Consider the following 25,850-nt stretch of genomic DNA (forward strand, 5'->3'; position numbering starts at 1 on the left):
AGGTGTAATCTAAATGTTACACAATCACTGATGCAACTTCACGTCGCACGAACTTCGAATATACCTTAATGGCACCTATCAGCCCCACAATAGCCCCTGCCGCATATATCAACTTAGTGGCGGGGTCAAAATAACCGGTAAGCATGGATGTAGCCTTTGTTATACCGGCACTTCCGTCCCCTTCGGCATAGGCACCCAAGGTGGAAACAGCTATTCATGCGATAAGCGCAACCGTCTTTTTAAAATGTCTTTTCATATGCAATCTAATTTTTTAGTGTGAATAAAAATCTTGTTTCAAACAATCCGCAGGAAGTTGCCCTCCTGCAGATTTGTCTCTTGCAACCACGATGTCTTTTTAGAATCAACCTGAGTCATAGTAACCAATCATAGGTACCTCCGTTTTTAAGGGGTTAATCACTCTTTTAATGTTCGCTCCGGTAAAGGGAAAGGATCAACCGGAATCATAGAAGCCTCTCATATCTCTATATCTTCTTTTCTAACAGGTTATACACTACGTCTCAAGAACTCGTCCTGCCCGGATCAACCGGAGTCAAAGAAATCTTTCATGCTTTTTCGTCTTTTTAGGTTATACATTCTGTTTTAAAACTCGCTGCACCCGGATCAACCGGAATCATAATACTGTCTCATATTCCTTACTTGTTCTATTTATTCGGGCACATGCTCCCTAATATCAAATTCCCGGAGAATGTCGTCCCTATTCTTTCCTGTCAATAAATGGGGCTCGCCCCGGTCCACATACAAGCGCATATAGCGTTTCAGTTTATCGCTGCTTCCCAGGACGCTCGCCTGCAGTACCCTTTCCATGTTCGTGCCTTCCAGCTTTTGGAAAGTCTGCCGGGCCTGTTCCTGTTCCGCTTCCGTAAGTTCGTCCGATGCCATTGCTTTCTCAATCATATCCATATCGTCAAAGGTGACACCGGTTGCCCGGTGGGGATTGCTCCGCTGTACGTATCCTGTAATCTCGTAGCGTTCGGGAATCTCCTCTTTTTCTTCACCGGAAGAAGGAGAGGCCTCCCGCATATAATCAATTTCAGGATAATTCAGTTTTTGAAAAGGAGCCGGGACTTCCGGGAATTTCGTATTCTTATCAAGGGGTTCGCGCACTCGGAGAACCGGCTCTGTTTTCTTTTCGGGAGTAAAGGTATCACTCTTTTCTATGCCTGATTCAGGCTGTCCGCTATTGTCATCTATTGTCAGTGATTGTCGTATTTGGTATCGGCTTTTGCCTATTATTTCCGTCTCGGATGAGGAAGCTGCCGGATGGATGGTGACAGGCGTAGCCTGACGTTCCTTCCTGTCCTTTCTGCCTCTCCATGTGAAAATGCTGCCTGTATGCACATACTTTTCAATACTCAGGTAAGAGGCATAAATGAACAGGATAATAAAAAGGTATTCCATGTCCTTATGATTTTAGTGATTGGTAATACTTCTCCAGCACGGCATTTATCAATCCGCCGTTCTCTTCGAAATGATGTGCCAGCACCTGGTTTACAAAACCGGCTACGGTCACTTCGCCACGTCCTATCGCCCATACCAGGGACGAGATGCGGCGATGCAGGCCGGCATCGATATGCAATGATTTACGGGATTTGGTTCTGACCGTATTCAGGAAGGACGCCCTGTAAGCGTCGATTTCCCCGGTGGTAAAGACCGGAGCTTCGCTACTCCCGGCAATCTCCTCTACCGTATCCTCCGGCTTCGGGGATGCACTCGTTGCAGGGGAGTCCGGTCGTATCGTCCCTTTCCTGGCGACAATATCCAATATGGCCTTCTCGTCAATGCTCCGGGGGTCAAATCTCTTTTTTCCGCTGTCCATAATTCCCCTTATTATAAGGTATGGGTGGTATCTAGATGTGTTACGGCACATAACTCATCTATCAGTTCACAGAGGCCCGAACCTTTTATCTGGCGGTTGTCGGGAGGGAACAGTGTGGAACGGAAGATACTGTTCTTCAGGGAGCTCAGCTCCTTGTTATAGCGTTTGGTATCCGGTATCCGTGATTCCAGCAGGCGTAACTCCGCTTTTTGTATGACGCGGTTCCAGGACTCGTAGCTTTCTGTCCGTTCACGCTTGTCGACCATGTTCCAGAAAAGATAGATGCCTTTCAGGTTACAGTTGTGCCTGGCAATCAGTTCTTCCTCCACCACCTCGGCAAACTGGAGGGAACTCTGCATGACGACATTATCTGCCTTTAGGGGGATGAAAATGTAATCTATTGCGGAAATGGTATGGACAACCCCTTCGCTGCGGAGGGTTCCCGGAAGGTCGAACAGTACGACATCAAAGACGGCATCCTGCTCTTCGATGTAGCGGTACAGGTCTTCTATAGCTTTCTCCGGATTGCTTTTGATTACCGGATAGGAACGTTTCCGGATTTGTTCATGCTGCCGGTAGAGGGCCACTTTGAGAAAATCACTTTCCTGCACACTTTCTATGTCCCGGTCACGCATCCGGGAGATGCTGTGCTGGGGGGAGTCGCAATCCACGACACCCACCTTCAGACCTTTCTGGTAGTGAAGGATACTAGCCACCAGAACTGTGAAGGCAGACTTTCCGACTCCTCCTTTCTGGCTGGCAAAGGCAATTAATAACGGTTCTTTTTTCATACGCTTTCTTTATATAATCAGATAAAAATATAATACTGTAAAACTGTAATGCTTATAATTGTATATCGTTCTACACTGCAAAAGAAAGGAATGCCGGGAAAAGATGAAATACCCTGTCACGGATAGTCATGGATAGTCAGGAATTGACAGGAGGAAATGCCGTCAGGCAGACAGGAAAGGTTGCAATGAAAAAAGAAAAATCCCTGCCTCATCTTTGAAGCAGGGACTAATAATAAAGGAGCGATACCGGTTACCGGACGTAACCGGCGGCTTGCAAGTCCGTCAGGAAATGTTCAGGGGTATCGGTGGCAACTGACACGCCATGCAGCTCCCCGTAACGCCGGGCAAAATTCTCCATATACTCCTGATCCGTGCAATCATAGTCGAACCGGCTCCCCTCACGGAGCAGCCGGACGAACTCTTCCGGGCTGGCGGCGGTTATCTGGCCGCCATCCAGCAAATGATAAGTCTGTATCATACCGCTAACTTTTTAGTTCTAAGTTTAAAAAATAATTTCTGTCTCCCGTCCAGGAAGGGTAACCCCTCCAGTGTCATCCGGCTGGGAAGGCTGGATCTTTTCGCAAAGGTAATCAATCCGTTCAAGAACCGGATCCAATTCTCCATCTTTGTGAAATTGGTCGTACCGGAATGCTGGCGGAACTCAACGGTCCGGTGCCTGGAATAAGCCTCAAAATTGACCTTGTGGTACCGGTCATTATTAAAGACCTCCCGCAGGCCGTCTATCGTCCTTACCGATTTGATTCTCTCGTCGGAAACACCGGAGAGGGTTTTGCAGTAGGTATTGTTCCGGCGTGTCCTTGGCATAAAGGCATCAATCAGGTGTTCGAGATGCTTGTAGGTCAAAGCCAGATTCTTCCAGGTGTCCAGATTGAAACCAGCCGCATCCATATGGACATGGAACCCGCAACTGTCATTCACTTTTGCATTACAGATGTCAAGCACCCAGCATACCGTTTCCAGCTCTTTCAGGCCATTCTCACCCACCAGTATCGGGCTGACCAGCTCGAAAGTATTATTTCCCTGCAGGCTGCTGTCCGTCACCAGCTTCCAATGATCCCTGGTCGTGTGATTATAACCCTCAACGGCAACATGGATGCCGGCCTCCCTCAATTCGCGTGCCAGTCTTTCCATATTACAGTTATAGGCTTCAATCTCAATACCGAACTTGTGGGTGAAGGTGTAATCCATCAGGGTGGTTGCTGCCCTATTCAGCAAGACTCCACCTTCTCTTTCAAGCATTTTCTTCTCAACATTATATACAAAACCATAGTTGCCGCGTGTCACCAAATCGGCAATTTCCCTGCGCGTCAGGCCCAGACGAAGCAGCTGCTCAATCTTGCTCGTCTTGGTGGTACTCTGTTCTAAGATATTTCTAACTTGCTCGTTCATAGCTTTTTATCCTTTATTATTATACCACTAAGGTAGCATAATAAACCCACATATCATAGTATTAGAAGCCTTATTGTCAGACTGTTAGCTTAGTTTAGCTAAGGCTAAATACCCTTATTTTATGTATCCGATTATAACATTGCAGCAATCTACAAGGACAGCAATACAGCAATCTACAGTTCAGGGAACCTGTCTTTTTTCTCATCGTTTCCCCGGTTAGGGAGATTAGATAATTATGCTTATTTTTGTGCTGCAAAAACTTAACCCGTAACGAATAGATTATGATGAAATACCTGATTGTGTCCGACATACATGGCTCGTTACCGGCACTGGAACAAGTGCTGGCATTTTATCGGAAGCAACAATGCGGAATGCTTTGTATTTTGGGAGATATCCTGAATTATGGTCCCCGAAACGGGATACCTCAAGGACTTGACCCAAAAGGGATTGCAGAACGTCTTAATGCGATGGCCGGTGAAATTGTCGCCATCCGTGGAAACTGTGATTCGGAGGTGGACCAGATGCTGCTGGACTTTCCCATCCTGTCCGATTACACCCTGTTGGTGGATAATGGAAAACGTTTCTTTCTCACCCACGGACATATCTACAATGAGGACAGACTGCCGAAGGGAAGGTTCGATTGTCTTTTTTATGGTCACACCCACCGGTGGAAACTTGAACGGACTGAGCATACAGCGGTCTGCAATACCGGCTCCATCACTTTCCCGAAGGACGGGAATATGCCAACATTCGCTATTTACTGTGACGGTACGGTATCCGTTCACCGGCTGGACGGCAGTAGGCTCAAGGAACTTTCTCTCTGATGGGGAATGTATAATAACAGCCTTTTATAATTGTAGCCTTTTATAATTGCTTATCCATTATACAAATATAGCAATATCCAAAACGCCAATTATTCAGTTGTCACTGTGTAACATTCCAAGAGACTACAGATATAATAGTATTCGGATTATCCGATTATCAAAATATTCAGTTCTCTAAATATTCAATTATCACGAAAAAGAAACCCTCTGATGTGTCGGATAATCGTAGAATGCTCTACTATTACAGGAAGCTACAGCCTATTCCACCTCCGGAATATTGGTAAAAAACGCCAACTTTCCTGGAGAAGCAGACCGAAATCGGGAGAGGTTGCCATCGGGAGGGAGGCACCAGTCGGGGCAATCTACAGTTCTACTTAAAAACGTTGTCCCCGTAGAGGGGACAGCAAGTTGTGTTTTCGTTTAACGAAAACCGGACGGTTTAACGGCATATTCCGCCGCCAAACCGTTCCTCAGAATATAGCTCCAGAGTCGCAAATTCAGCCAGAAAGAAACTGCATGTTGCAAGAGTTATTTATTGATATCTTCCTTTAAAGACTTGATTCTTTTATTATTAATCATTCTTCCCGGCTTGATTGAACTAAAAATAAAAAATAACTGTTACCCCAATTCCAATTGCAATGAATTTGGTTTTGGCATTTATCATCTTTAGTAGCTGTAATACATCCTTCTAAACTCTTCCCCTTGGTCTTGTTGGTCTGGTAACATGTTTGGATGGTCCCTACCAGAACTTATAGTTAAAGTAAAAACGGAATTGTTTTTTGTAATATCCCTTACAAAAAATAGGAAGTCCCAAATTAGATTCTGAATAATTAATTTTAAAAGCATTCTTTATGTCATCTAAAGAATTAAAAAATAGATTGCCATCTCCTTTTGTATCATCAGAAATAAGATATAATGTGATAATTGATTTTTGTAATATTTTTGTGTCTTTAGGGGAAAAACTTTGAAGACTTGACTATATCCTGTATTTTACAGGAAAGTATAAATTTGGACTGTGAACTAGAAATAAATTAGGGGATCTTTTTATTGGGGAGAACGTATGAACTGGTATATATTGGTATTGATAATTGACGTACCAGCTGTGCATCTGTCCATTTTCTATCTCGGTAGCGATATACAAGGTTGGAAGATGAATACAGAAGGGGTTGCACAAATGAGAAGAATTTAGTGGCTATACTGTTTTCGCTGTGCTGTATGCTGGCGGGAAGGATACTCCTTTTGGGAAAGTAGAAAGATAAAAGGCAGTCGGGCACTGGAGATAAAAAGTGAGAGGAGCTCCATAGAACGGAAGCTCTCCTCTTTTATTTTTTTATTTTGTACTAAGTTATAAGATTCCGGCTTGTCACAAGCAAGAATAATATAAGCAGATTCCTGTTTCACAACAGATATCTATGCCGCAAAGATACATGAAATATATATTAACACAATGATTTAATGGGTTTTGTTGGGGAAGCTGTCTGTGACGGGGGAATGGATGCTAAGGTGCTTGACATACTGGAGAACTGCTTCGAGTGGAACAGGGACAGGAAACTGATACGGAAAATAAGGAAAGAGGTGGAGGACTTCGAGCGTTGGACGGAAATGAAGGCGGCAGAAATGCTGCGTGCCAAGAGGCAGCAAAAATAAATCTCATTTATATCATATTATGCAATATACAAAGCTGATAAAATATTCAAAAAAAAATATTTTATCAGCTTTCAAATAATAAATTACTACATAACCTACATTAAGAAGTGCATTAGTATATAGAAAGTAGTGAATATACACTAGTTACGATAAGCCGAGTTTTTTTTACTAAAGATGGTGGCGAAGATTCTTGTTTCATTACTTCTGTGTCATCGAAATATGAAGTTAAAAACATAATTGTCAAAATCAACAAACGTGTATACTGTTTTATAATTAATATAATTAAGGTTAATACTGAATACGTTAAAAGTCAAAAGTGCCATGTTTATAAGAGGACCGGGAAGGTTTATAATAATCCTCACCCGGAGTCTGGGGTTGTATAAAATCTTGTCTGAATATTTCTGTAGGATTATCTGTAATTAAATCTGCATCATGGGTATATATGTTAAAATAGCACTCTGGATCTGTTTTTTGGTTATATGGTCCTTCTCCCACAAAAGAAAATTTGTAAAAACCAATTTTTTCTCCGTCTTTTCTGACTGTAAGGAACCAGACATTACCACTACTTATCGTTTTAAATCTCAATCCGTTTAATGATGAATAAGTTTCCTCTATAAACTGGCCATTCAAATATGTCTGTTTTTTACAAGTAAAAGGTAACTCAAATCTACCACCTTCAGCTGGTAGAATAAAAGGATTCTGTTCCGAATGGATTTTATACACAAATGTCAACTTTCCTTTATCTATAATTAGTGGAATTTTTTCTACTTTTATGCCATTAATAGTAGAGTAAGAAATCTGTAAATCAGCATTCAAAATTTTATCTTCTTTATTAATATTTGAGGTTATATTTAATACTACCTGATCGCCCTCCACTTTTGTTTCTATATCAGAAAAAAGAGTTTTATCAAATTCTACCGAAACATCCCTGGGAATAATCGGAACCTCTGAACTTAAAACATCATCTATTAATGTTTTTTTTATAATCGTAATCGTAATAATACGTTTCTCTCCAAGACAGCTAAACGGTTTGGATGCGTCCTTACTTGTTAATACTTGATACTCTGTTTTTCTATTGTTTTCCTCTTTTTGACAGGATAACAATGCTAAAGAAATAAACAAAAGAATAAATACCTTTCTCATATTAATGCAAATTAGTTACTATAAATAAAAGTAATATTTAATATTGTTGAAACCTCAACATCTGATACAAACTCTTTTGCGGAATCAACAAATTCATTTTTACTATTATAAGATAATTGAACAACAAGTATTTTGTTTTGAGAGCTTTATTTTGACCATTATCTTTTTTATCTTATTGGTATGATTATAAAACATATACTACAATTCTGGAAGAAGAATTGAATGTCCTTATAATGCAAAAGCTTTTTTACTAGATAAAATCAATAATATCATATTGTAAATATGAGGCTAAATCTGTATTTTACAGTTATAAAAAAAACTTTAAATCTAACAAATAAATTTATATATGTATTATAATCAAATTCTTAAGATTAAAGTATCCGGAATTATCTAACATAAAACTAACATTTATATTTTAAAATAGAATCAGCTCACAAGCTATTTCTAGCTAAGCATTTCCGGTACCGTGAATGATGATTTCGGTCTGGTTACCGGTGCGTCAGTCTTCGTAAAAGGTACAAGCAACGGTTGTATCACCGACTGCATTAGCCAATGTATCTTCCGAAGAAACCTTGGTCATTTCATTCATTGGTTATCAAACACAAGAAGTTCCGGTAAACAATTAGCGGAAGTTTTTCATCAACTTAAGAGAGGGCTCACAACAACTGCAAGAAGTAGTGGTAATGGCAATGGGTTATGGTGATGTCCGCTGCAAACACCTAACAGGTTCTATCGTTAAAGCAGACATCAAGTTATTTGGGAATATTCCTAAAAAAATAAAATGTAAGAGGGTGCACTTCATCTTGAACAAGTATATGACATGCTCGATAAAGCATTTGATAAGTGTGATAACCTTGACGGACTCGTACTTCATTCTGATCAAGGTTGGCAATACCAACACTTCGGATATCGGAAAAGGCTTGAAGAGCATCATATAATTCAAAGTATGTCGAGAAAGGGAAACTGTCTGGACAACTCTATGATGGAGAATTTTTTCGGAATTATGAAATCTGAACTTCTATACGCTGAAAAGTTCGAGTCTCCGGAAGACTTCACAAAGGCTTTGGAAGAATATATAGATTATTATAATAATAAAAGAATCAAGTCCCGGTTAAAAGGAAAGAGTCCAGTACAATACCGAACTCTTTCTATAACTGGATAATGTTTAACCAGTCCAAATTTTTGGGGTCACTTCACAGTCGGACACCCTCTTTATTTTTGGAAGGAGGCTATCCCGAACTCGCGTTATAAGTTTAGTTGCCGAACCACTCTATAGCCATGGGATTTCCTATGGTGGTTATCATAGGAATAGGATTAATCTTATCTGTCTGAGGATTGAGATAATAGATGCCTTTTGTTGTCGTTGAAGCATTGGCGATTGCCAAACCGTCTTTATATTTAGACACTAACACGCCATAGCCATTGGACAAATCCAATCCTTCTATTTTCTTCATCTTCTGATTGTATAAATCAAAGACTACAGCTCGGCTCGCTATAGCGCCATGTCCCGTTTCTCCTGGTTTGTAATAACCGGGAATATCAATGTATCCGTAGGCTTTGCCATTGGCTACATAACAAATTGAAGCGGCAAAACCAGCTACTTTCTCTTCTCCTTCGATAGAAGCTCCGGTTATCGTCCAATGGTATGTTGGATCAAAGTCTGTTTCTCCTTTCTTAATCCGAAGTATGCCGGCCTTATGCCCTGCCACCATTCCGAAGTTCCCGAGACAAGAAATGTATATATCGCCTTTTTCATCCATGAATAAAGACTTGGGGTCGATCGGACGTGTGGCTTGAGAAAAACCACTGGTTTTCTCTGAAATCATCTTGACCAACTTGTCCGTCTTGGTGTCAATGACGGCTACATCTGCTTGTTTGTAATTCTCAGGGCTTGTCCAACCTCCCACCATCTGGCTTAGACCGGCAAACACATATCCGTCACGCTCAATCATGATTCCGATGTCCGGATTATTATCTTGAATACCCAAAGAGGTCAGGTTGATCTCTCCTGTCTTCTGCATCGTTTCGGGATTAAATATGTAAATCAGTCCTAGTCCGGCAAGCGATAGATAGGCTTTTGTGGAAGATAGTTTGACAAGATTGTTGGCACTGTTATTGGCAGGCAATTGCAAGCTTCCCTCTCTTTGTAAAATTCCATTCGTGCGACGGTATTTAATCAGTTCGTTTTTGTCCATTGTCAAATGATAGCTTGGGAAGACATAGACTTCCTGACCTATTATCATAGGATAAGAACTGCCAAAGGGAACATTTATACCATTGTTGTTATTGGTAGCCATCGTCTTGCCTAATACAGGCTCATCAATGAGTTGCATATAAACCGTTCCATCCATACCTGTTGCATTGGGTAGGGCTGTTGTTAGGAGAATCTTTCCCGAACCTCCTGCAATAGGATTGTCCGGATCGTTCTTGTCACATGAGTTAAGGCACAATGCAGCGAATATCGCTGCTACAAAAAATACATTCTTTTTCATTTCTTTTTTTGTTTAATGATTGTTAATTTGTTACTTAAATACGTATCTGAATCTGATAGTGAAGCTACGTCCGGGTAAAGGACGGTTAAACTCGCTGATCATTTTTGTATCGGTCAGGTTGTTTATTTTTCCCATAATGAAGTAGCGTCCATTGCCAAAGCTTTGCTCAAAGCCTATATTGCACGAGAGGGTTCGAGGTATGCGATGCTGCTGGAATTGGCTTTGTTCGAAGTCGTACAGATATTCTCCCACAAATGAAGCATCGGTGAATATGCGCGTATTCATCCCGCTGCCTCCGAACAGATTTTCTTTGTGAAACTCCAATCCTGCGTTTGCCATCAGATAGGGTATATTGGGCATACGGCTACCTTTGGTAGGGTTGGCAACAGTTGTATTTTGTTCATACTTGCGCACATCTCGCAGATCTTGGTAAGTGGCGTTCACATAGCCATAGAGCCACCGTGTCATGTCGGCTTTCACCTCTGCTTCCATACCAAGAGTCCGCATCTCGCCGAAGTTCTGATACTGCGACTGCAAGAATCCGCCCGTAAAGCGAATCATGTCTTTGAGATGCATATAGTATCCGTTCAGTTCAATCTGTAAGTTAGAGGAGGCTTTTCCAGTTAAATCGAATAACATTCCTATGTTGACACTTATATTGCGTTCGGGAGTGAGATTGCCGGCAGGAGCTATCACGTATCCATCACCCAACAGTTCCTCTTCCGATGGAAGCCTTACATCATATCCGAACGAAGCTTTTGCCATCAGACTGGGTGTGATGCGGTAGCGAAGTGCATTGCTGATGCCGAAATCATTCTTGTGTGTGTCTATATCCTCTGCTGTCTTTACCAGGACACTTGCCATCCGCGTTTTCATCGAGTAGTAGTAATACTTGACGTTGAAAGAGTTAAGGAACTTATCGTTCGAGGTGCGATAGTCGTAATTCAAGCCTGCCACCCAACTGAACATATTGCTTGGAAAGTCGGTACGATAACCTATGACCTTGTCCTTCATCCCATCACGAGGGTTGGCATGAGCGTATTTCAGCAAAGAGTTGAAGTTTACCGAATGGTTCTCATTGACAAGATAGTTGAGATTCAATTTGTGCTGCAATTGATGCTTTTCATTCGTCAATAATGAAGCCCATTTGCCGATTTCGCCGCCGAATTCGGAAACTGCCGGATAATGCGTTCCATCCCAATGTGTGCGGTGCGAGGCGGTATCGGCAAAATGATAGTCGGTATAGATATACCCCAGCTGCCAGTCCAAGTCCAGGCCGTCTAAGAGGAAGTTTTCTTTCTCCATCTTATTGGCGAAAATAAAGGCGTTGGAATGGCTGTGTGCATGCCGGATGTTCGATTCTATCCCCTGTATATCTTTGTAAGTATGTATGAAAACGGGTTCAAACTCCACCAAGTCAAACCACCACTTCCGTGCCTTAAAGCTACCGCCGATGACTGTTTTTTTAAACTTGTCGTGATCGCGGGTTATAGTAAGCCCCTCTTGAAAAGGAGACTTCATCTTGTAGTCGTTGTCGGCATAGGTATAAAAACCTCCCAGCCCGAACTCGATTCCTTTTGGGGCAATGTTCATCTTGCTCACAACGGATGCATTGTGCGTATTGAAACTGCCGTAAGAATAGTTCACGTCCAAATATTTAGGCGGATACTCTTTGATGACAATATTGACCGCACCACCTACGGCAGAACCTCCGAACTTGGCAGGGACAACTCCTTTGTATATCTCGATGCGGTCGATCATTTCGACCGGAATATCATTGATGTCGATAAAATCGGAATTGTCGTTCATCGGATTCCCGTCAATGAAAAGCCCGATGCGTTTGCCTTCCAGTCCGCGCACCGATATGCGAGAGGTACTGCCCGTTCCACCCGTGGCACGCACGGTGATTCCGGCGGTTTTTGCCAGAATGTCTTGTACATTGTTAACCGTTCCTTGTATCTGGTTCATGCTGATAACGGATATGGGCATGGCCTGCTCCCGTAACTTACGGGCTTCGCTCTTACCCATCACTACCACCTCGTCCAACGATTTTGCTTCGGCTTTCAGGCGGATGATGATTTTTTTCCCTCTCTCTTTACCCACCGTGAGCTTGCGGGTTTGCGTGTGGTAGCCTATAAACCTTACAGTAAGCGTATAAGTGGCTGCGGGAACATCGGAAAGTAAGAACTCGCCATGCCCGTCTGTCACAATGCCCTTTTTCAGCTCTTCGATGAAGATGGTTGCGCCGGGCAGTGGTTCTTCGCCTGCATTGTCGATGACCATGCCTGCAATCCGTCCTCCACCTGTTTGGGCGGACACGCTGATACCTGTGAGCATCAGCGTGAAAAAGAAAAATAATACTTGCTGCTTCATTGTTTCTTGTTATGAATATTAAAGAGCAAAATCGGGTACTTCGGGCAAATCTCCGGGATTCGGACTCGGTTTAGCCGATCCGGCCTCGCTTTCACGTATCACCACATGCTGTACGTTTTTTGCCTGATTGCGCATTTCGAGTTTGGGAAAGAACTGAATGCGTGGTGTTTTGAGAGTTTCGGCGGTAACGGCTTTTTCCGTTTCCATGCGTTTCCCGTTGGATACAACCTTAAATGACCCGAGGTTGGCCAGGTCAACGGTTCTGCCGCTGAGCATCTCTTCACGTACGATTTTCGCCAAGGCGGTGATGGCTGACCGCACGTCGGCACGGCTCAGGGCTGTGGCATTGACAATCCGATCCTCTAGCTGCTTGGTGGTAATCTTGCCTTGTGCAATGGGAGAGGCGTAATACATGGTTTTGCCCTTGTGTTTACCGATGCGCATCTCTTCTTTTTTTACGTTGTATAGTAACATGACTTTTGATGTTTTTGATGGTTATACTTTGAATAATTTTGCTGTTCTACTTAAACAGCTTCAGTAAACGGCTTTGATCGCTCCATTGGAACGTCTTTCACCGTTTAACTTAAACGATTCCGATTGCTTAAGTCCGCATTCTCTTTAACTGCTGTCGTATGTCTTCTTCATAATCTTTTCAAATTTTGTTTATGGTTATTAAAATGGTGTGGATCTCAAAAGCAGTATTTAGCCTTTGCCCATACTTCCGAATTGTGCTTATACGGGCCGAACATACCCTCGCTTCCTCCGAACCAGTCGTAGCCTGCCGAGAGGTGGATGTGGTCGTTCAGGGCATAGTCAGCCGTGAAACGGCTGAACCAGCCCTTGTGGTTGAGGTCGAAATAGGTGAAGTCGGAAAGCTGTAAGTTGCTGTCCAGTAACTTCTTCGACACGCTGAGCGTAAGGAGCGAATTATGGCGGGGCTGTGCGACGTAGCTTTCGTACTTGAAAATACTCTCGGAAGAGAACTGAGCCATCACTGTCCATTCATGAGGGGCATACCAGTCGGCCCCCACCAACCAATTGATGGTGTTGAATCCTTTTTGAGGGGTGGAGGCGGCTTGCTGTATGTAGCTGAAATGCTTCCCGAGGTTGAAGACCGCTTCGCCGCGCAGCACGAACTGTCCCAAGGGCTTTGAGACATCGCCTCCGACGAATCCCATGCGGTAGTATCGGGGCGAAACCGTAAGTTGGGCGCCCGATGGTTTGTACTCGATGACGGGCATCTTGTTCCACGTATGCAGCGCGGCAAGCGAGAAGTCTACCCCCGGCAAGGCGAAAGAGAGCCTGCCCCCGTATTCTACGTTGGAGAGGCGTAGCTCGGGGCGGCTTCCCTCCGCGTCCCAGACAAGGGGCCGGGGTGTTTCTTTAGGCAACACGCTCCACGGATTGGCGGCATCGGTGGGCAGCTTGTATCCTTCGAAAGTGGGAACGGCAAGCAGTTCGAGCTTCATCTTGTCGTTGAAGACGAAGAACCGCAGGGCATTGACGGGCATGCGGATGTCGTCGTAGTCTTGCGCCAAGAACTCGGTCATATCCATGGGTGAGACGAGGTCGGTGATACGTACGCCGTCGGCCGCACCCCAGATGACAAGTTGTCGCCCGAGACGAAAGCCCCAGTGCTCCTGCCGATGGTCGAGGTATGCTTCCCGCAGTTCAAAGCCGGTGCGCTCTTTCAGCAAGGCGTTGTAGGTAGCGTTGAACGAGACGAAGAGCGAAGAGCCTGCGAAGTTTTTGCCGACCTCGCCCCTCAGTCGGGTACGGGAAGACATCCAATCGTTCGGTTTTTCGGAGCGGAAGGCGTGGTAGGTGTCGACAAGGCCTTTGAGCTGCCACGACGATTCGCCCGCTCCTTGTCCCCAAACCCCATGCACGGAGCAAAACAGAAAGACCGAGATGCAAAGCCCCGCGGAAAGACGATCGAACGCTTTCATCAGAACCTGCCTTTCTCTAACGTGGTCACGTTAAACTTGCTCTCCTCCATGGGAATGTTGTACGTCGGATTCTTGATTTCGAGAACCGTCTGATGCTCGGTTTGCACGTTGGTCATGTGCATCTTCCGGGCTACCCAGAAGCCCTCTACCTTGGCAATATCCGACATCTCGAGACGACGGTGCAGCTTGCCCATCTTGTCGTAATATTCCACCCTGACAGGTATCAGACAGTCCTGACGTATCAGGGCCGTTTTCCTGGAGTAAATATCACGCTTGTCCTTAGACAAGGATTCCAGTTTCCAGCACTTCTGTCCGTCGACGGTTTCTTCGCCCAGGAGCGTGTGCGTATCCTCGTCCACGTTGCGACTGCCCATGTCGTCGTAGGTAAAGTCGCTACCCATAAAGTAGTCTTGCTTGGCAGACGAACCGCTGATACGGCGCGTTTTCTTCATGGCGGGCAGATAGAGCCATTTGTCATCGTCCTTGTTCAGCTCGTCATAATCCCACGTCAAGAAGCCCGTCCCCTTTACATCGCCGGGATATTGGAAGAACATGATGCTCTTGCGGTCTTTCTTTTCTTTGCCCACATCGATGGAGTAGGAAATGAGCTTGCGTTCGCGCACCGCTCCGCGTTTGTTGATTAACGTCATAACCATTTCAGACCGACGGGTATCGCCGTCGGGACGGTCTTTTACCTTTTGGGCAATCTCTCTGCCCGTTTGTGCGCATGTTGTGGCAGCGAACTCCACCACAAGCATGGCTACTACTGCGATTGATCTCTTCATTTGTCCTTTTTCTTTATAATTGATTCTGATTGATTCGATTTATATTCCGGTCTCCTTCTGCCGTGCTACCATGCGGGCAAATTCGCCGTTTCGGGCAAGCAGTTCGTCGGGTGCTCCTTGTTCAGCGACGGTTCCGTCTTTCAGCACCACGATATGATGAGCGTTGGCAACGGTGCGCATACGGTGTGCGATGATGACGACGGTCTTGTTCTTGATCAACTCCGATATACCGGCCTGTATCAGCGTTTCGTTCTCTACGTCCAGACTTGCCGTTGCTTCGTCCAAGAGGATGACAGGAGCATCTTTGAGAAGCGCACGGGCAATGGATATGCGTTGGCGTTCGCCTCCCGATAGCGATTCTCCGTTTTCGCCTATCAAGGTGTCGTAACCGTTGGGCAGCCGGGCGATGAACTCATCGCAACGGGCAAGACGTGCTACCGCTTTCACCTCTTCCTCGGTAGCGTCTTTCTTCCCGATTTTGATGTTGTCCATGACGGAAGCGTTGAAAAGCAACACGTCCTGAAAGACTACGGCATAGTTTTTCAAGAGCATTTCGGGATCTATTTTTGAGATGTCCCGTCCGCCAAGTGTGATCTTTCCGCCATGAATATCCCAAAAGCGGGCAGCTAATTTTGCCGAAGTGCTTTTGCCTCCCCCCGAAGGTCCCACAAGTGCCGTTACTTTGCCTTGCTTGGCAGTGAAAGAGACGTTGCGCAGCACCTGCTTGCTTGTCTCGTAAGCAAAATCGACCTTGTCAAAACAGATGTCGTACCCCTCTACCGTGCAATCCTCATCGCCTTGCTGTGCGGGCATGTCGTTCATCTCACGCATGCGGTCGATACGCACATCGAGTAGTATCAGTGCCGCCATATGGTTGAACACGTCCATGATGGGGTTGTAGATGCTGGCTACAACGAGCAGGAAGACCAAGTAAGTGAACATGTCGATGCTGCCCAAACCAAGTAAATAAGCTCCCGCAATGATAACGCTTGCCAAACCAAGTTTCAGGATAGACTGTGCACTGCCCACAAGCCCCGCTCCGAGAAATTCGCCTCGCTGCAGAGTGGCTTCATATATCTCGAGCTGTTTGTCTAAACGGTCGCAATAGGCTGCCTCTCCGTTGTACGATTTAATCTCCTGCGCCGCTTCAAGCCCTTCCTGTATCTGCTCGGTCGTATCACGCCTTACGTGATAGTACTCCTTATTAGCTTTGTCCATAAGCCTTTTTCCTAAGAAAATGACCGTTGTCGCTACCGGTACGACCCCAAAGAGAGCAAGGGCCAGTTGCCAGTTGTAGAAGAACATCCCGGTGGCAATCAAGATAATGCTGATGACAGAGGCGAAGAGTTGTGGAACTGTGTGAGAGAAGAGGGTTTCCAACATGTTACAATCCTCCATCATCGTAGCGGTGAGATCCGAAAGATTCTTTTCTCCGAAGAAAGCCAAAGGCAATTTACGCAGCTTCTCGGCAATGCCAATACGACGGTTGGCACTCTCGGTATAGATTTTCGTGTAGGTGCTCTTGTACTGTATCATCGCAATCACAAAGAGTACCGTCATAAAACAGAGAGCCATCAGCACGTAGTACCAGAGCCCGTGCGTCGTGCTGTTCCCGGCTTGGATAACAGGGTGCAGGTAATCGGTGATGAACAGAAAGATGAAGATTACCGGCAGCATCAGTGCCAGGTTGAGAAAAAGAGAAGCTATAACCCCTTTTATAAAGGTCTTTGCCCCGTCTTCCGATAAGGCGAATCTATATTGAAAATATTTACTAATATTCATGATATTGTCTCCTGAGGTTTATACCGTCCATGTCACGGTTCGTTGATATTCATTCCACATGCTGTTATAGATGCCGTTTCGGGCTATCAACTCGCTGTGTGTGCCTTCTTCGGCAATCTTGCCTTGTGCTATCACCAGTATCTTGTCGGCATCCTGTACGCTGGTCAGACGATGGGCGATCATCAGCACTGTCTTTCCTTTTCTCAGCTCGTGCAGGGCTTTTTGTATCAGGTGTTCGTTTTCGGGGTCGGCAAAAGCTGTTGCTTCGTCCAGGACAACAATCGGCGCATCTTTCAAGATGGCCCGGGCCAAGACAATGCGTTGCTGTTCCCCTCCCGAAAGGAATGTTCCATCTACTCCTATCTTCGTGTTCAGTCCGTTGGGTAGCCGGTCGATGATCTCCCGACTTTGGGAAAGGTCTATGGCACGTTGCACGGCTTCATCACTCGCTGCCGGATTACCGTATTTGATGTTCTCCAGCAAAGAGGTCTTGAAGAGTTTTGTATTCTGGAAGACGAAAGCGATGTGGTTTATCAGGTTGTCTTTGGCAATGTTTTTCACATTTATTCCACCAATCGTCACACTACCTGCTGATACGTCCCAAAAGCGGGGAATGAGTTGGGCGATGGTGGTTTTCCCTCCTCCCGATTGCCCCACAAGGGCAAAAGTCTTCCCTTCGGGGAGGTGGAAGCTGATACCGTCTACGGCATTTTGCCCGGCATTGGGATAGGCAAACGAAACGTTCTCGAATGTCACATCGCAAGCGGTGATTTTCTCCGGATTTTCGGCTATTGGGAGTGGTTCGCTACTCGTCAGGTTTTCCACCCGGCTTATGGCTTGATCTGCCAGAAACATATCTTGTTGCAGATACATCACTTTCATCACATTGGTTGCTATCACCGGAGTAATCAGCACATACAGGAACATATCAGTGATAATGGGGGCAATGTTTTCGCTTTTGTTGCCGATAAGCAATATGGCTATGGGGACAAGTAGGAAAGCAAAGCTATTGATGGCCACCGTGTAGAGTGACATCGGCTTTTGCCAACCCAGCGTGTATTTGGTAACTAAATCCCGGTAGGCGATGATGCTGTCGTAAAAACGTTTGAAAGAGAATACTGTCTGCTGGAACACTTTCACCACCGGAATGCCACGTACGTATTCTACCGCTTCACTACTCATATGCTCTTGTGCTCCGAGGTATTCATTTTGGAACGCCTTCTGAGCAGTCGTATTCATCCGTGTCATGATGAAGACAGCCGCCGTGAGGGGGATCAGGCACGCCAGACCAAGTTGCCAGTTGAAGACAAAGATCAATATTATAACCGACAGCGGGGCTATAAAACTCCCCGCCAGGTCGGGCAAGAGATGTGCGACAAATGTGTGGGTTTCAGAGGCATTTTCATCAATAATCTTACGCATCTGTCCGCTGGTATTCCGGCCGAAGAAGCCAAGCGGCATCTGCATGATTTTTCTCATGGCCGTACGTCGCATATTGGTTTCTACCCGGAACGCCGCTAAGTGCGAAAGCATCAGCCCGACAAAGTAAATGACAAGGCCTGCAACGGCTGTGCCTACCGCCCACCATGCATAGACGTTGATAGGGATTCCCGTGGCAACGCTGCCGGTCGATAGCAGCGAGCGTACGATCAGCCAAATGAAGATGAACGGCATAAGCGAGAGCAGACCGCTTAATCCCGACAGTGTCAGGGCTATAGGCATAAGCACCTTGCGTTTGCCCATGTAAAATTGAAGTTTCTTTAATGTATTCATATTAATTGAATGTTTCATTGGTTTTTATCTCTTTCCCGAATAACCGGAACTTTTGGAATAACACGGGTGTAACGCAGAGGTCGGCTACGAGTGCCGATACGATACCCGCTACGGAGAGCAACCCCATATGTATAAAAGAGAGACCCTCGGAAGTCATGTAAATAGCGAAGTTCGCACATATCACGACACTGGTCAGAATGATCGGTGTCCCGATCGTACGGAACGAGCGGAGAATGGCATCTCGATAATTGCCTCGACGGTCGAATTCCAAATGCCCGTGGTTGATGAAGTGAATGGTGTCGTCTACAGCTAAACCGAGGATCATCGGCATAATGGTTGCGGTCATCATATCCAACGGGTAGCCCAGCCATCCCATCAGTCCACCGACCACCAAAGCCGGAGTGATATTGGGTATCAAACCGATAAGTCCAATGCGTACACTGCCGAAGACCAACATCATTAGGATGCCGATAATAAGGAGAGAGATGGCAAATGAAACCATCTGCCCGCGAGCCACGTACTGCATCATCACAGTAAATTGCGGAATACTACCCACTGTAGTGACAGAAACTTCAGGGAAGAGTCTGGCGGCATTGGCTGCAATATTGTTCAACTCTCGTTCTACCTCGCCGGAGTCAAAACTGCTGATTTCCACCATCAGGCGTAAACGTCGATAGTCGTAATCGATCCAATATTCCGCTTCGCTACCGCCTGCATTCTCGTAGAGGAGCAGCAGTTGTGCCACCTCTTCCGGATTCGTCGGAATACGATAATAAGCCGCATCTCCTTCGTGCAGGGTTTGATTCAGGTCTTTTAGGATATTCAGCACTGTAGTCGTTCGCTTGGTTAGCTTATAGCCTTCGGCCTTTTGTGCCAGAGAGTCTAAGCGTACAAGCATTGCCGGCGATTTTGCCAAGCCGTCTTCGGGCAGATCTATCATGACGTCGTAGGTGTAGATGGATCCCAGTTCGCTTTCACCTACTTCCAGCAGATTGTTTACATAGGCTATTTTACGTCCCATGGTGCGTTCTATGTCAAAGACAGTCTCTATCTTGGTGAATTGATAAATGAGTACTGCGGTAAGCAGCCCTGCAATCCATAGGATCAATGTGCCATGCCGGAGTACGCTTTCTCCCAAACGTCCCAGTTGATGGTCGAGCCACCGTCCGCCGGTTTCCTGCACTTTGGGATGAGGTTTGCCGTTCTTGCCAAAACTCAACAGCACGGGCATCAGTGTAATAGCAATGAAGAAAGCCAGCATCACGCACGAGGAGGTAGCGATACCAATGAACCGCATGGGCTGCATCGGAATAGCGAGAAACGACAGCAGGGCGGCAAAGGTGGTGAGTGCACTGAACAACACAGGCCAGCCCATTTCACCCACGGTCTCTTCTACGGCTCGTCGACGTTCTCCGTGTAGAAGGAATTGCCGTTTGAAATAGGAAAAGATATGTATGTTATAGGCTATCGAGACGGCAAACGCCAACAGCATAGGTATCATCATCATACCGCTATCTATCGTCATGCCGACATATCCCAACAGTCCATACACAATCACAATTGAGCCTGCCGCCGTGATAAGTGGAACGACAACGCCCCGTAGGGAGCGTGTTATGAGTAACAAAATAAGAATGGAAACGAGTGCGGCAATGCCCATCACACGGGGCATCTCTTTGCCGATCCATTTCATCTTCATGGCGGTAACGTAGGGCAAGCCTGTGCCTTTGGGATGGAGCTTTTGGTATTTGTCTTTAGTGATGATATGCTCCAGCTCATTCCCCGTTAGCACTTCAGGAGAAACGGCATTCTTACCTTTATTCCACACTGAATCTTCAGGAAAGGTACGCAACTTGAGAATAATCCACGAGAGTGTACCATCTTTGGAGACAAGCCGCTCGGCAATATGTGGCTTCATATAGGCTTTGCGACGTATCGTTTCCAGACTTGCCGCATCAGTGGGAATAAGGTCAGGCACTATCTGCTCGATAGTCATTCCTTCTTCATTCCCTACCATAAATTCGATGTCAGTGAGCGAAGTGATTTTGTCGGCGTATGAAATGCTATCCATCATTTCGTTCGTGAGTTCGCGGATGAGCTCTAAGTTCTCTTTCATAAACGAATTGTCGCATTGGGTCAGTACGGCGGCAAAATTGTCATTGCCGAATATATCCTTGAATTCTTTGGTCTTGACAAGCATCGGGTCGTCTTCGAGGAAGTAGTCTTCCCACGAAGCACTCACCTTGAAATATCTTAACCCTGTAAATCCTATGGCGAAGACAAGGATAAACAAGCTTAGTACAAGCCATCGTTTTTGTACCATCCATCTGCCCTGACGGGCAAACCAGTCATTGATTCTTTCTATTTTCATATCGTTTGTTATTGGTAAGTTCATTCATTTCAACACATTCAGTAGCGTGACGAGAAATAGCTTTCCACTTTGGGGCTACATATGATAATGGTGACAATGTGCGTGGACACAAGAATGCTCTTTGTGGGCATCATGCACGTGACAACGGCAGGAGTGAGAAGTGTTCATATTCTTTCTTTTTTTTACTTATGTTTTTTATATTACTTAGTCTTGCTAACACAACATCAGCAGGTTGAGTGCCATAACCGCCATGCCTGCTACCAAACCATAGATAGTATGATGGTGCTTACCGTATTCTTCAGCAGCGGGTAGTAACTCATCAAGCGAGATAAATACCATGATACCGGCAATCATCCCGAATATAACGCCGAAAACATGGTCATTGAGGAATGGTGCCAAGATAAGATAGCCGATGATGGCTCCTACCGGCTCGGCCAATCCCGATAGAAATGAAAGCCAAAAGGCCCGTTTACGATTACCTGTAGCATAATAGATCGGAACGGAGACGGAAATGCCTTCGGGTATATTATGTATGGCGATGGCACAGGCAATAGGTATAGCAATGTTTATATCCTTCAATGCTGCAAGAAACGTAACCATACCTTCCGGGAAATTGTGTATTGCCAGCACCAAGGCTGTCACTACATCGACGCGTAATAATTGAGGCTTTATTTCAGTCTTTCGTTCTTCCTTTAAGCTCATTTCTTCCACCCGATGCATTTCGTGTGGATTTTCGTAGTGAGGGATTAGCTTATCAATAAGTAGAATCAATACGATTCCCCCGAAAAAAGAAAGTGTGGAATGAAGAGTTCCGTCGTCCTTGCCATGTATATTGGCAAGAGTCTGCAAAGAAGAGGCAAACAGATTGGCGAAAGACATATAAATCATTACTGCTGTTGAAAATCCCAATGAAAGAGAAAGGAATGAAGTATTGGTGCGCTTGGCAAAAAATGCAATCGCACTGCCTATCCCTGTGGATATACCGGCAAACGATGTTAGGAAAAATGCTATAAGTACTGGTTGAGACATGGCTATGATGGATTGGAAGTTAGTGCGTCAAAAGAGAACAAAAGTTTGTTTTGTTCAGAAGCAAAGCGAGCCGCTCTTTGCAGGCGGCTCGCTCGGTAGGAGAAATAGTTAGATTTAGAAATAAGACGTTTCATGCTTTTGGCAACTAAGTTTAGTTCGGTCAGTCCGCGGATGTACGATGTTGGTACTTTGAGCTTTCGTCCCAATAATTTCTTTGGGCAAAACCTTTCCGATACGGGAGACTGCCCTGCTTTGCGTAACCCATGACTCCTCGCAGAAGAAAAGCCCGTTGACTCCTTGTACGAGTGTTAATTCGTCGTTGCTGATGATGTTGATGATACTCATATGCTGATTATTATTTAGTGATTCTTCTGGAATGACTCGGCGTTCCAACTCCTGCATCAAACGAAACGCTGCCTGACAAGATTGCAGCATCTGCCCATGCAGACTATAGGTATGGAGTCGAACAGAAGGTAGCTGATGCCTATTGTCTCGGAATCAAATACAAAAGAGATTCGATTGTCTACAATCGTACAATCATTTCCGCAAGGCTTGCATTGCAGACAAGACGAGAAACGGATGTTTTGATTCGTTATCTCTTGACAGACAGGATGTTTCAATAGTTCTGCCTTCATCTTTCATTCTTTACATTCATGAGTTTCTTCCATCCTCCCGTGCTAAAGCGAATATACTCACTGATGAAACACTCTATCTCTTCGCAGGAAAGTTCCTCATGTTGCACCACCTCTTTCATCATATTAATCCACCAAGAGCAGGTGAAGTGCATGAAGAACGGAGAAACATCGGTATGTAGTTCAGGATGAAGTCTTCTCATCTTTTCCATATATTCCATCCCTATTGTGGCACTCTTCTCAATCCACTCTTCCAAATAATCTTTGAGGCGAGAATGCTGCGTAGAGAAAAACAGCAATTTTAATTCACTTCGGTAACGGGTTATAATGCCCATAAGCTCCTGCAAGGATGCACGATGATATTCATCTGAGATAAATATGTCAAGGGAGAAACTCTCCGGTCGGTTGTGATCTTCCAGCATCCTGTACATAGCAGCCAAAAGGGGACGCAACACATCAACCAGTAAATCGTCCTTACAGGGATAGTAATTGTATATATTGCTCAGACCAATGCCCGACAACTTAGAAATCTCACGCATAGACACCGACTTGAAGCCCTTTTCGAAAAAAGCCTTCTGCGCTGTTTCCAGCAATAGCTTACGTATATAATCCTTCGTTGTTTGCATAGGTCAGAGTATAGTTCTTTATTTTACAACACAAAATTAACCTCATATCCTTTCAGTTACAATACCTAAAAATGACGATTTCTTTACCTGCCATTCCCCATTTATGGTAATTCAGCAAATGAAATTTATAACTTTCAATATGCTACTCCTAATCATCTCAAAGCCACAAATACTCACTTATTTACAATTTTACAATCTCTAGTACTCACTGTTTTTTTGTTTACTTTTGTCTGTAAACCGCTACTGACGTCATTAAATACATAGTAATATGAGCGAAAAAATCAAAGACCAAGAAGTTCTTTTGGTCAAGGATCAGAAGGACGATAGCCTCCGAGCTGTAGTCGGAGCAGATGGGAAAAGCGGACTGAAGTTGCATTCTTTCAAAGTCTCCTTTGAGAGTGTCGTTGCCAGCGTGCATGTATACCAATAGACGATTACTCACTACCAATATAAGGAAAAGTTGCATGCAAATGAAATTTATCATACGCCATGCAACTTTGGAGCCAATTCATAAGAAGAGGAGCTAACGGAGAAAAAGAACTTTTTCAGTGCCCTCAGATTTCGGGCTTCCTTTTTTATTTACCTCCAACAACTCCAAATATTCTTATTACATCAATCTTCGATAGTACATACACTTACACGGTTCCAATCCGGTTCGGTAAACATGTCACCTACTCCCTGACCTTCGGCAGTAATACGAGACGTATTAATCTTGTATTTATTAACAAGGATTGTTTTTACAGCTTCTGCACGTGCGGTAGCAATTTTTGCGTTGATCTCAACATTGCCTTCTGGAGAAGCGTACCCTTTAATAATGACTTTTGAATCGGGATATTTCTGCATGTAGGAGGCTACACGTTCCACATTCGGTAGCTGCGATGCATCCACTGATGAGCGACCTTGTCTGAAAGTAATGATAGATTCCGGAACGCGGGCAGTCTTGACTACTGTTTCAACGGGAACGACCTTTGTACGACATTCTTCCAATTCTTTATGCAAACCGCTAATTCTTTGGTTAGCATTGTTTAGTTCTCTGTCACGACTGCCCACCTGTTCGCGAAGTGCATTAATAGCAACATTCAAATCATCAATTTCGCTCTGATTGTAGACTTTTACTTTAGTGAAGTAATGATTTCCGGTACTCATCTTGAAGTGATAAGTCAATCCGGCAGTCAGTTCAAATGTTGCATTGTTTGCATTGAAACGACTCTTTGCCCGATTAAAATCACCTTGCATATCATATACGACAGCGGGCTTAATTCCCAATGTCCATGCTTTTGTTTCACCGAGGTTGAAATTAAGATTCAATCCGAGACGGGTAGACCATGAATTGTCATCTCCTTTACCATTTACATAATAATGCAACCACCCTATTCCGGCAATAGCTTCCATCTCAAACAAACGAGGTTTGCCCCGATAGCTTGCAAACAGATTCATTAAGTTAATTTTACTCAATAAACTAACGTCCGAAACATCAAAAGCTGTTTTACTCGGAGCTGTATTGATATATCCCATTACCTGAAATTCCAAACCGAAAATAGGAGTTAATTGTTTGGATATTCCAACTCCGAAACCGGGACGCATCCCTTTAAAGAAAGAGGCGTGAGTGAGAGGGGTAACTGCTCCTGCATTCACTCCTACAGACCAATTGTCCATAAACTTTGTTCCTTCTACAACTGATTGGGCATTTACAATAAATGTTCCCAAAGCAAAAGCTAATAAAATAGCAATTTTCTTCATAATCTATTGTTTTATTTTTTTCGAATGCAAAAGTAAAAAGATTGCAGGATTTCTTAGTTGTAAAACAAAAGAAAAAATCTAATATCTGCATTTCTATACAACTTATAATCAATAGTTTGCAAAAACAATTCAATCAATAATCTAACATACATCTAACCCCCTTGATAAAATTCAAAAAAAAGACTTACATTTGCGTTTTAGGTGAGTCAAGTTCATTTTTTAACAACAACGAGTGAACTGATACATTTTTACTTTGCATAGCAATAACTTACTGCTATTTTATACTTCTACGGTCATACATATTATATAATACGCTAATAATCAATTACGTATTATTAGGTTTAATAAAAGTATACAAGGACAATAAATGGTAATCAGGTAAGTTTAACAATAATTTATATTAGCAAAATATTCCCAATCACTCATGTATGATATAACACACATTATTGTATAGCAGATATGGAATGTAAAATTATAATTGGACTATCAGCTATTCTCTGTTTTACAGGTTGTTATAACAAAGAACAAAGCTCTCGTCTTAGTGAGGCTGAAAAGCTAATGCAGGATAACCCGGACAGTGCATTAGCAATACTGCAAAAACTCAAACCGGAAGGCAACCGGGCTGAACAGGCCAGATATGCATTGCTCT

General features: G+C 44.3%; 21 protein-coding genes and 3 pseudogenes. 4 read left to right on the forward strand and 20 right to left on the reverse strand.

Annotation, left to right across the window (positions count from 1 at the left end):
* Positions 1 to 49: 49 nt before the first annotated feature.
* From ACT8YW_RS13305 to ACT8YW_RS13330, 6 genes and pseudogenes are all read right to left on the reverse strand, one after another.
* A pseudogene (locus tag ACT8YW_RS13305) lies at positions 50 to 214 on the reverse strand (DUF4134 family protein); the annotation flags it as partial.
* Positions 215 to 666: 452 nt separating this feature from the next.
* A complete protein-coding gene (locus ACT8YW_RS13310; protein ID WP_444105484.1) occupies positions 667 to 1,419 on the reverse strand; it encodes a hypothetical protein in 753 nt (250 codons plus the stop codon).
* Positions 1,420 to 1,423: 4 nt separating this feature from the next.
* A complete protein-coding gene (locus tag ACT8YW_RS13315) occupies positions 1,424 to 1,837 on the reverse strand; it encodes a DUF3408 domain-containing protein (RefSeq protein WP_444105486.1) in 414 nt (137 codons plus the stop codon).
* An 11-nt stretch (positions 1,838 to 1,848) separates the two neighbouring features.
* On the reverse strand, positions 1,849 to 2,628 hold the full coding sequence (locus ACT8YW_RS13320; protein WP_032846780.1) for a ParA family protein: 780 nt from the start codon (positions 2,626 to 2,628) through the stop codon (positions 1,849 to 1,851).
* A 250-nt stretch (positions 2,629 to 2,878) separates the two neighbouring features.
* Complete coding sequence (locus ACT8YW_RS13325) at positions 2,879 to 3,106, reverse strand: hypothetical protein (protein ID WP_004309901.1); 228 nt, start codon at positions 3,104 to 3,106, stop codon at positions 2,879 to 2,881.
* Positions 3,103 to 4,038: an amidoligase family protein gene (locus ACT8YW_RS13330; RefSeq protein ID WP_444105489.1), complete on the reverse strand. Its 936-nt coding sequence runs from the start codon at positions 4,036 to 4,038 to the stop codon at positions 3,103 to 3,105. The genes ACT8YW_RS13325 and ACT8YW_RS13330 overlap by 4 nt, the downstream gene beginning before the upstream one ends.
* A 284-nt stretch (positions 4,039 to 4,322) precedes the next feature.
* Here ACT8YW_RS13330 and yfcE point away from each other — a divergent pair, with 284 nt between their 5' ends.
* Together yfcE and ACT8YW_RS13340 are read left to right on the forward strand one after the other, a co-directional pair.
* On the forward strand, positions 4,323 to 4,862 hold the full coding sequence (gene yfcE / locus ACT8YW_RS13335; RefSeq protein WP_444105512.1) for a phosphodiesterase: 540 nt from the start codon (positions 4,323 to 4,325) through the stop codon (positions 4,860 to 4,862).
* Between the two features lie 1,455 nt (positions 4,863 to 6,317).
* On the forward strand, positions 6,318 to 6,509 hold the full coding sequence (locus ACT8YW_RS13340) for a hypothetical protein (protein WP_444105491.1): 192 nt from the start codon (positions 6,318 to 6,320) through the stop codon (positions 6,507 to 6,509).
* A gap of 303 nt (positions 6,510 to 6,812) precedes the next feature.
* Here ACT8YW_RS13340 and ACT8YW_RS13345 read toward each other — a convergent pair whose 3' ends face one another.
* Positions 6,813 to 7,652, reverse strand: coding sequence for a hypothetical protein (locus tag ACT8YW_RS13345; protein WP_227102945.1), 840 nt, complete (start codon positions 7,650 to 7,652; stop codon positions 6,813 to 6,815).
* 811 nt (positions 7,653 to 8,463) lie between these two features.
* Between ACT8YW_RS13345 and ACT8YW_RS13350 the strand changes: the two are divergent.
* Positions 8,464 to 8,814, forward strand: a pseudogene (locus tag ACT8YW_RS13350) (transposase); the annotation flags it as partial.
* A gap of 91 nt (positions 8,815 to 8,905) precedes the next feature.
* Here ACT8YW_RS13350 and ACT8YW_RS13355 read toward each other — a convergent pair.
* The 13 genes from ACT8YW_RS13355 to ACT8YW_RS13415 all read right to left on the reverse strand — a co-directional run bounded on the left by ACT8YW_RS13355 (position 8,906) and on the right by ACT8YW_RS13415 (position 25,201).
* Positions 8,906 to 10,144 (reverse strand): DUF4374 domain-containing protein, encoded by a 1,239-nt coding sequence (locus tag ACT8YW_RS13355; protein ID WP_250701962.1) that lies wholly within the window; start codon positions 10,142 to 10,144, stop codon positions 8,906 to 8,908.
* 30 nt (positions 10,145 to 10,174) lie between these two features.
* Complete coding sequence (locus ACT8YW_RS13360; protein WP_444105494.1) at positions 10,175 to 12,517, reverse strand: TonB-dependent receptor; 2,343 nt, start codon at positions 12,515 to 12,517, stop codon at positions 10,175 to 10,177.
* Positions 12,518 to 12,535: 18 nt separating this feature from the next.
* A complete protein-coding gene (locus ACT8YW_RS13365; protein ID WP_444105496.1) occupies positions 12,536 to 12,991 on the reverse strand; it encodes an HU family DNA-binding protein in 456 nt (151 codons plus the stop codon).
* Between the two features lie 215 nt (positions 12,992 to 13,206).
* Positions 13,207 to 14,466: a DUF1302 family protein gene (locus tag ACT8YW_RS13370; RefSeq protein ID WP_444105497.1), complete on the reverse strand. Its 1,260-nt coding sequence runs from the start codon at positions 14,464 to 14,466 to the stop codon at positions 13,207 to 13,209.
* On the reverse strand, positions 14,466 to 15,251 hold the full coding sequence (locus ACT8YW_RS13375; RefSeq protein ID WP_444105499.1) for an outer membrane lipoprotein-sorting protein: 786 nt from the start codon (positions 15,249 to 15,251) through the stop codon (positions 14,466 to 14,468). The genes ACT8YW_RS13370 and ACT8YW_RS13375 overlap by 1 nt, the downstream gene beginning before the upstream one ends.
* A gap of 39 nt (positions 15,252 to 15,290) precedes the next feature.
* Positions 15,291 to 17,033, reverse strand: a complete 1,743-nt coding sequence (locus tag ACT8YW_RS13380; RefSeq protein ID WP_444105501.1) for an ABC transporter ATP-binding protein — start codon at positions 17,031 to 17,033, stop codon at positions 15,291 to 15,293.
* 18 nt (positions 17,034 to 17,051) lie between these two features.
* Positions 17,052 to 18,806, reverse strand: coding sequence for an ABC transporter ATP-binding protein (locus ACT8YW_RS13385; protein ID WP_444105503.1), 1,755 nt, complete (start codon positions 18,804 to 18,806; stop codon positions 17,052 to 17,054).
* A gap of 1 nt (position 18,807) precedes the next feature.
* On the reverse strand, positions 18,808 to 21,174 hold the full coding sequence (locus ACT8YW_RS13390) for an efflux RND transporter permease subunit (RefSeq protein WP_444105505.1): 2,367 nt from the start codon (positions 21,172 to 21,174) through the stop codon (positions 18,808 to 18,810).
* A 213-nt stretch (positions 21,175 to 21,387) separates the two neighbouring features.
* On the reverse strand, positions 21,388 to 22,203 hold the full coding sequence (zupT, locus tag ACT8YW_RS13395; protein WP_287818717.1) for a zinc transporter ZupT: 816 nt from the start codon (positions 22,201 to 22,203) through the stop codon (positions 21,388 to 21,390).
* A gap of 114 nt (positions 22,204 to 22,317) precedes the next feature.
* Positions 22,318 to 22,548 carry a hypothetical protein gene (locus ACT8YW_RS13400; protein WP_444105507.1) on the reverse strand — a complete coding sequence of 77 codons (231 nt, stop codon included), beginning with the start codon at positions 22,546 to 22,548 and terminating at the stop codon, positions 22,318 to 22,320.
* A 56-nt stretch (positions 22,549 to 22,604) separates the two neighbouring features.
* A complete protein-coding gene (locus ACT8YW_RS13405; RefSeq protein WP_287818719.1) occupies positions 22,605 to 22,838 on the reverse strand; it encodes a hypothetical protein in 234 nt (77 codons plus the stop codon).
* A complete protein-coding gene (locus ACT8YW_RS13410) occupies positions 22,835 to 23,461 on the reverse strand; it encodes a TetR/AcrR family transcriptional regulator (protein WP_250717448.1) in 627 nt (208 codons plus the stop codon). Before ACT8YW_RS13410 ends, ACT8YW_RS13405 begins: the two co-directional genes overlap by 4 nt.
* Before the next feature lie 612 nt (positions 23,462 to 24,073).
* Complete coding sequence (locus tag ACT8YW_RS13415; RefSeq protein ID WP_444105510.1) at positions 24,074 to 25,201, reverse strand: OmpA family protein; 1,128 nt, start codon at positions 25,199 to 25,201, stop codon at positions 24,074 to 24,076.
* A gap of 459 nt (positions 25,202 to 25,660) precedes the next feature.
* Here ACT8YW_RS13415 and ACT8YW_RS13420 point away from each other — a divergent pair.
* Positions 25,661 to 25,850: pseudogene (locus ACT8YW_RS13420) on the forward strand (hypothetical protein); the annotation flags it as partial.

This window comes from Bacteroides sp. (genome assembly GCF_052357945.1).
Taxonomy (GTDB): Bacteria; Bacteroidota; Bacteroidia; order Bacteroidales; family Bacteroidaceae; genus Bacteroides.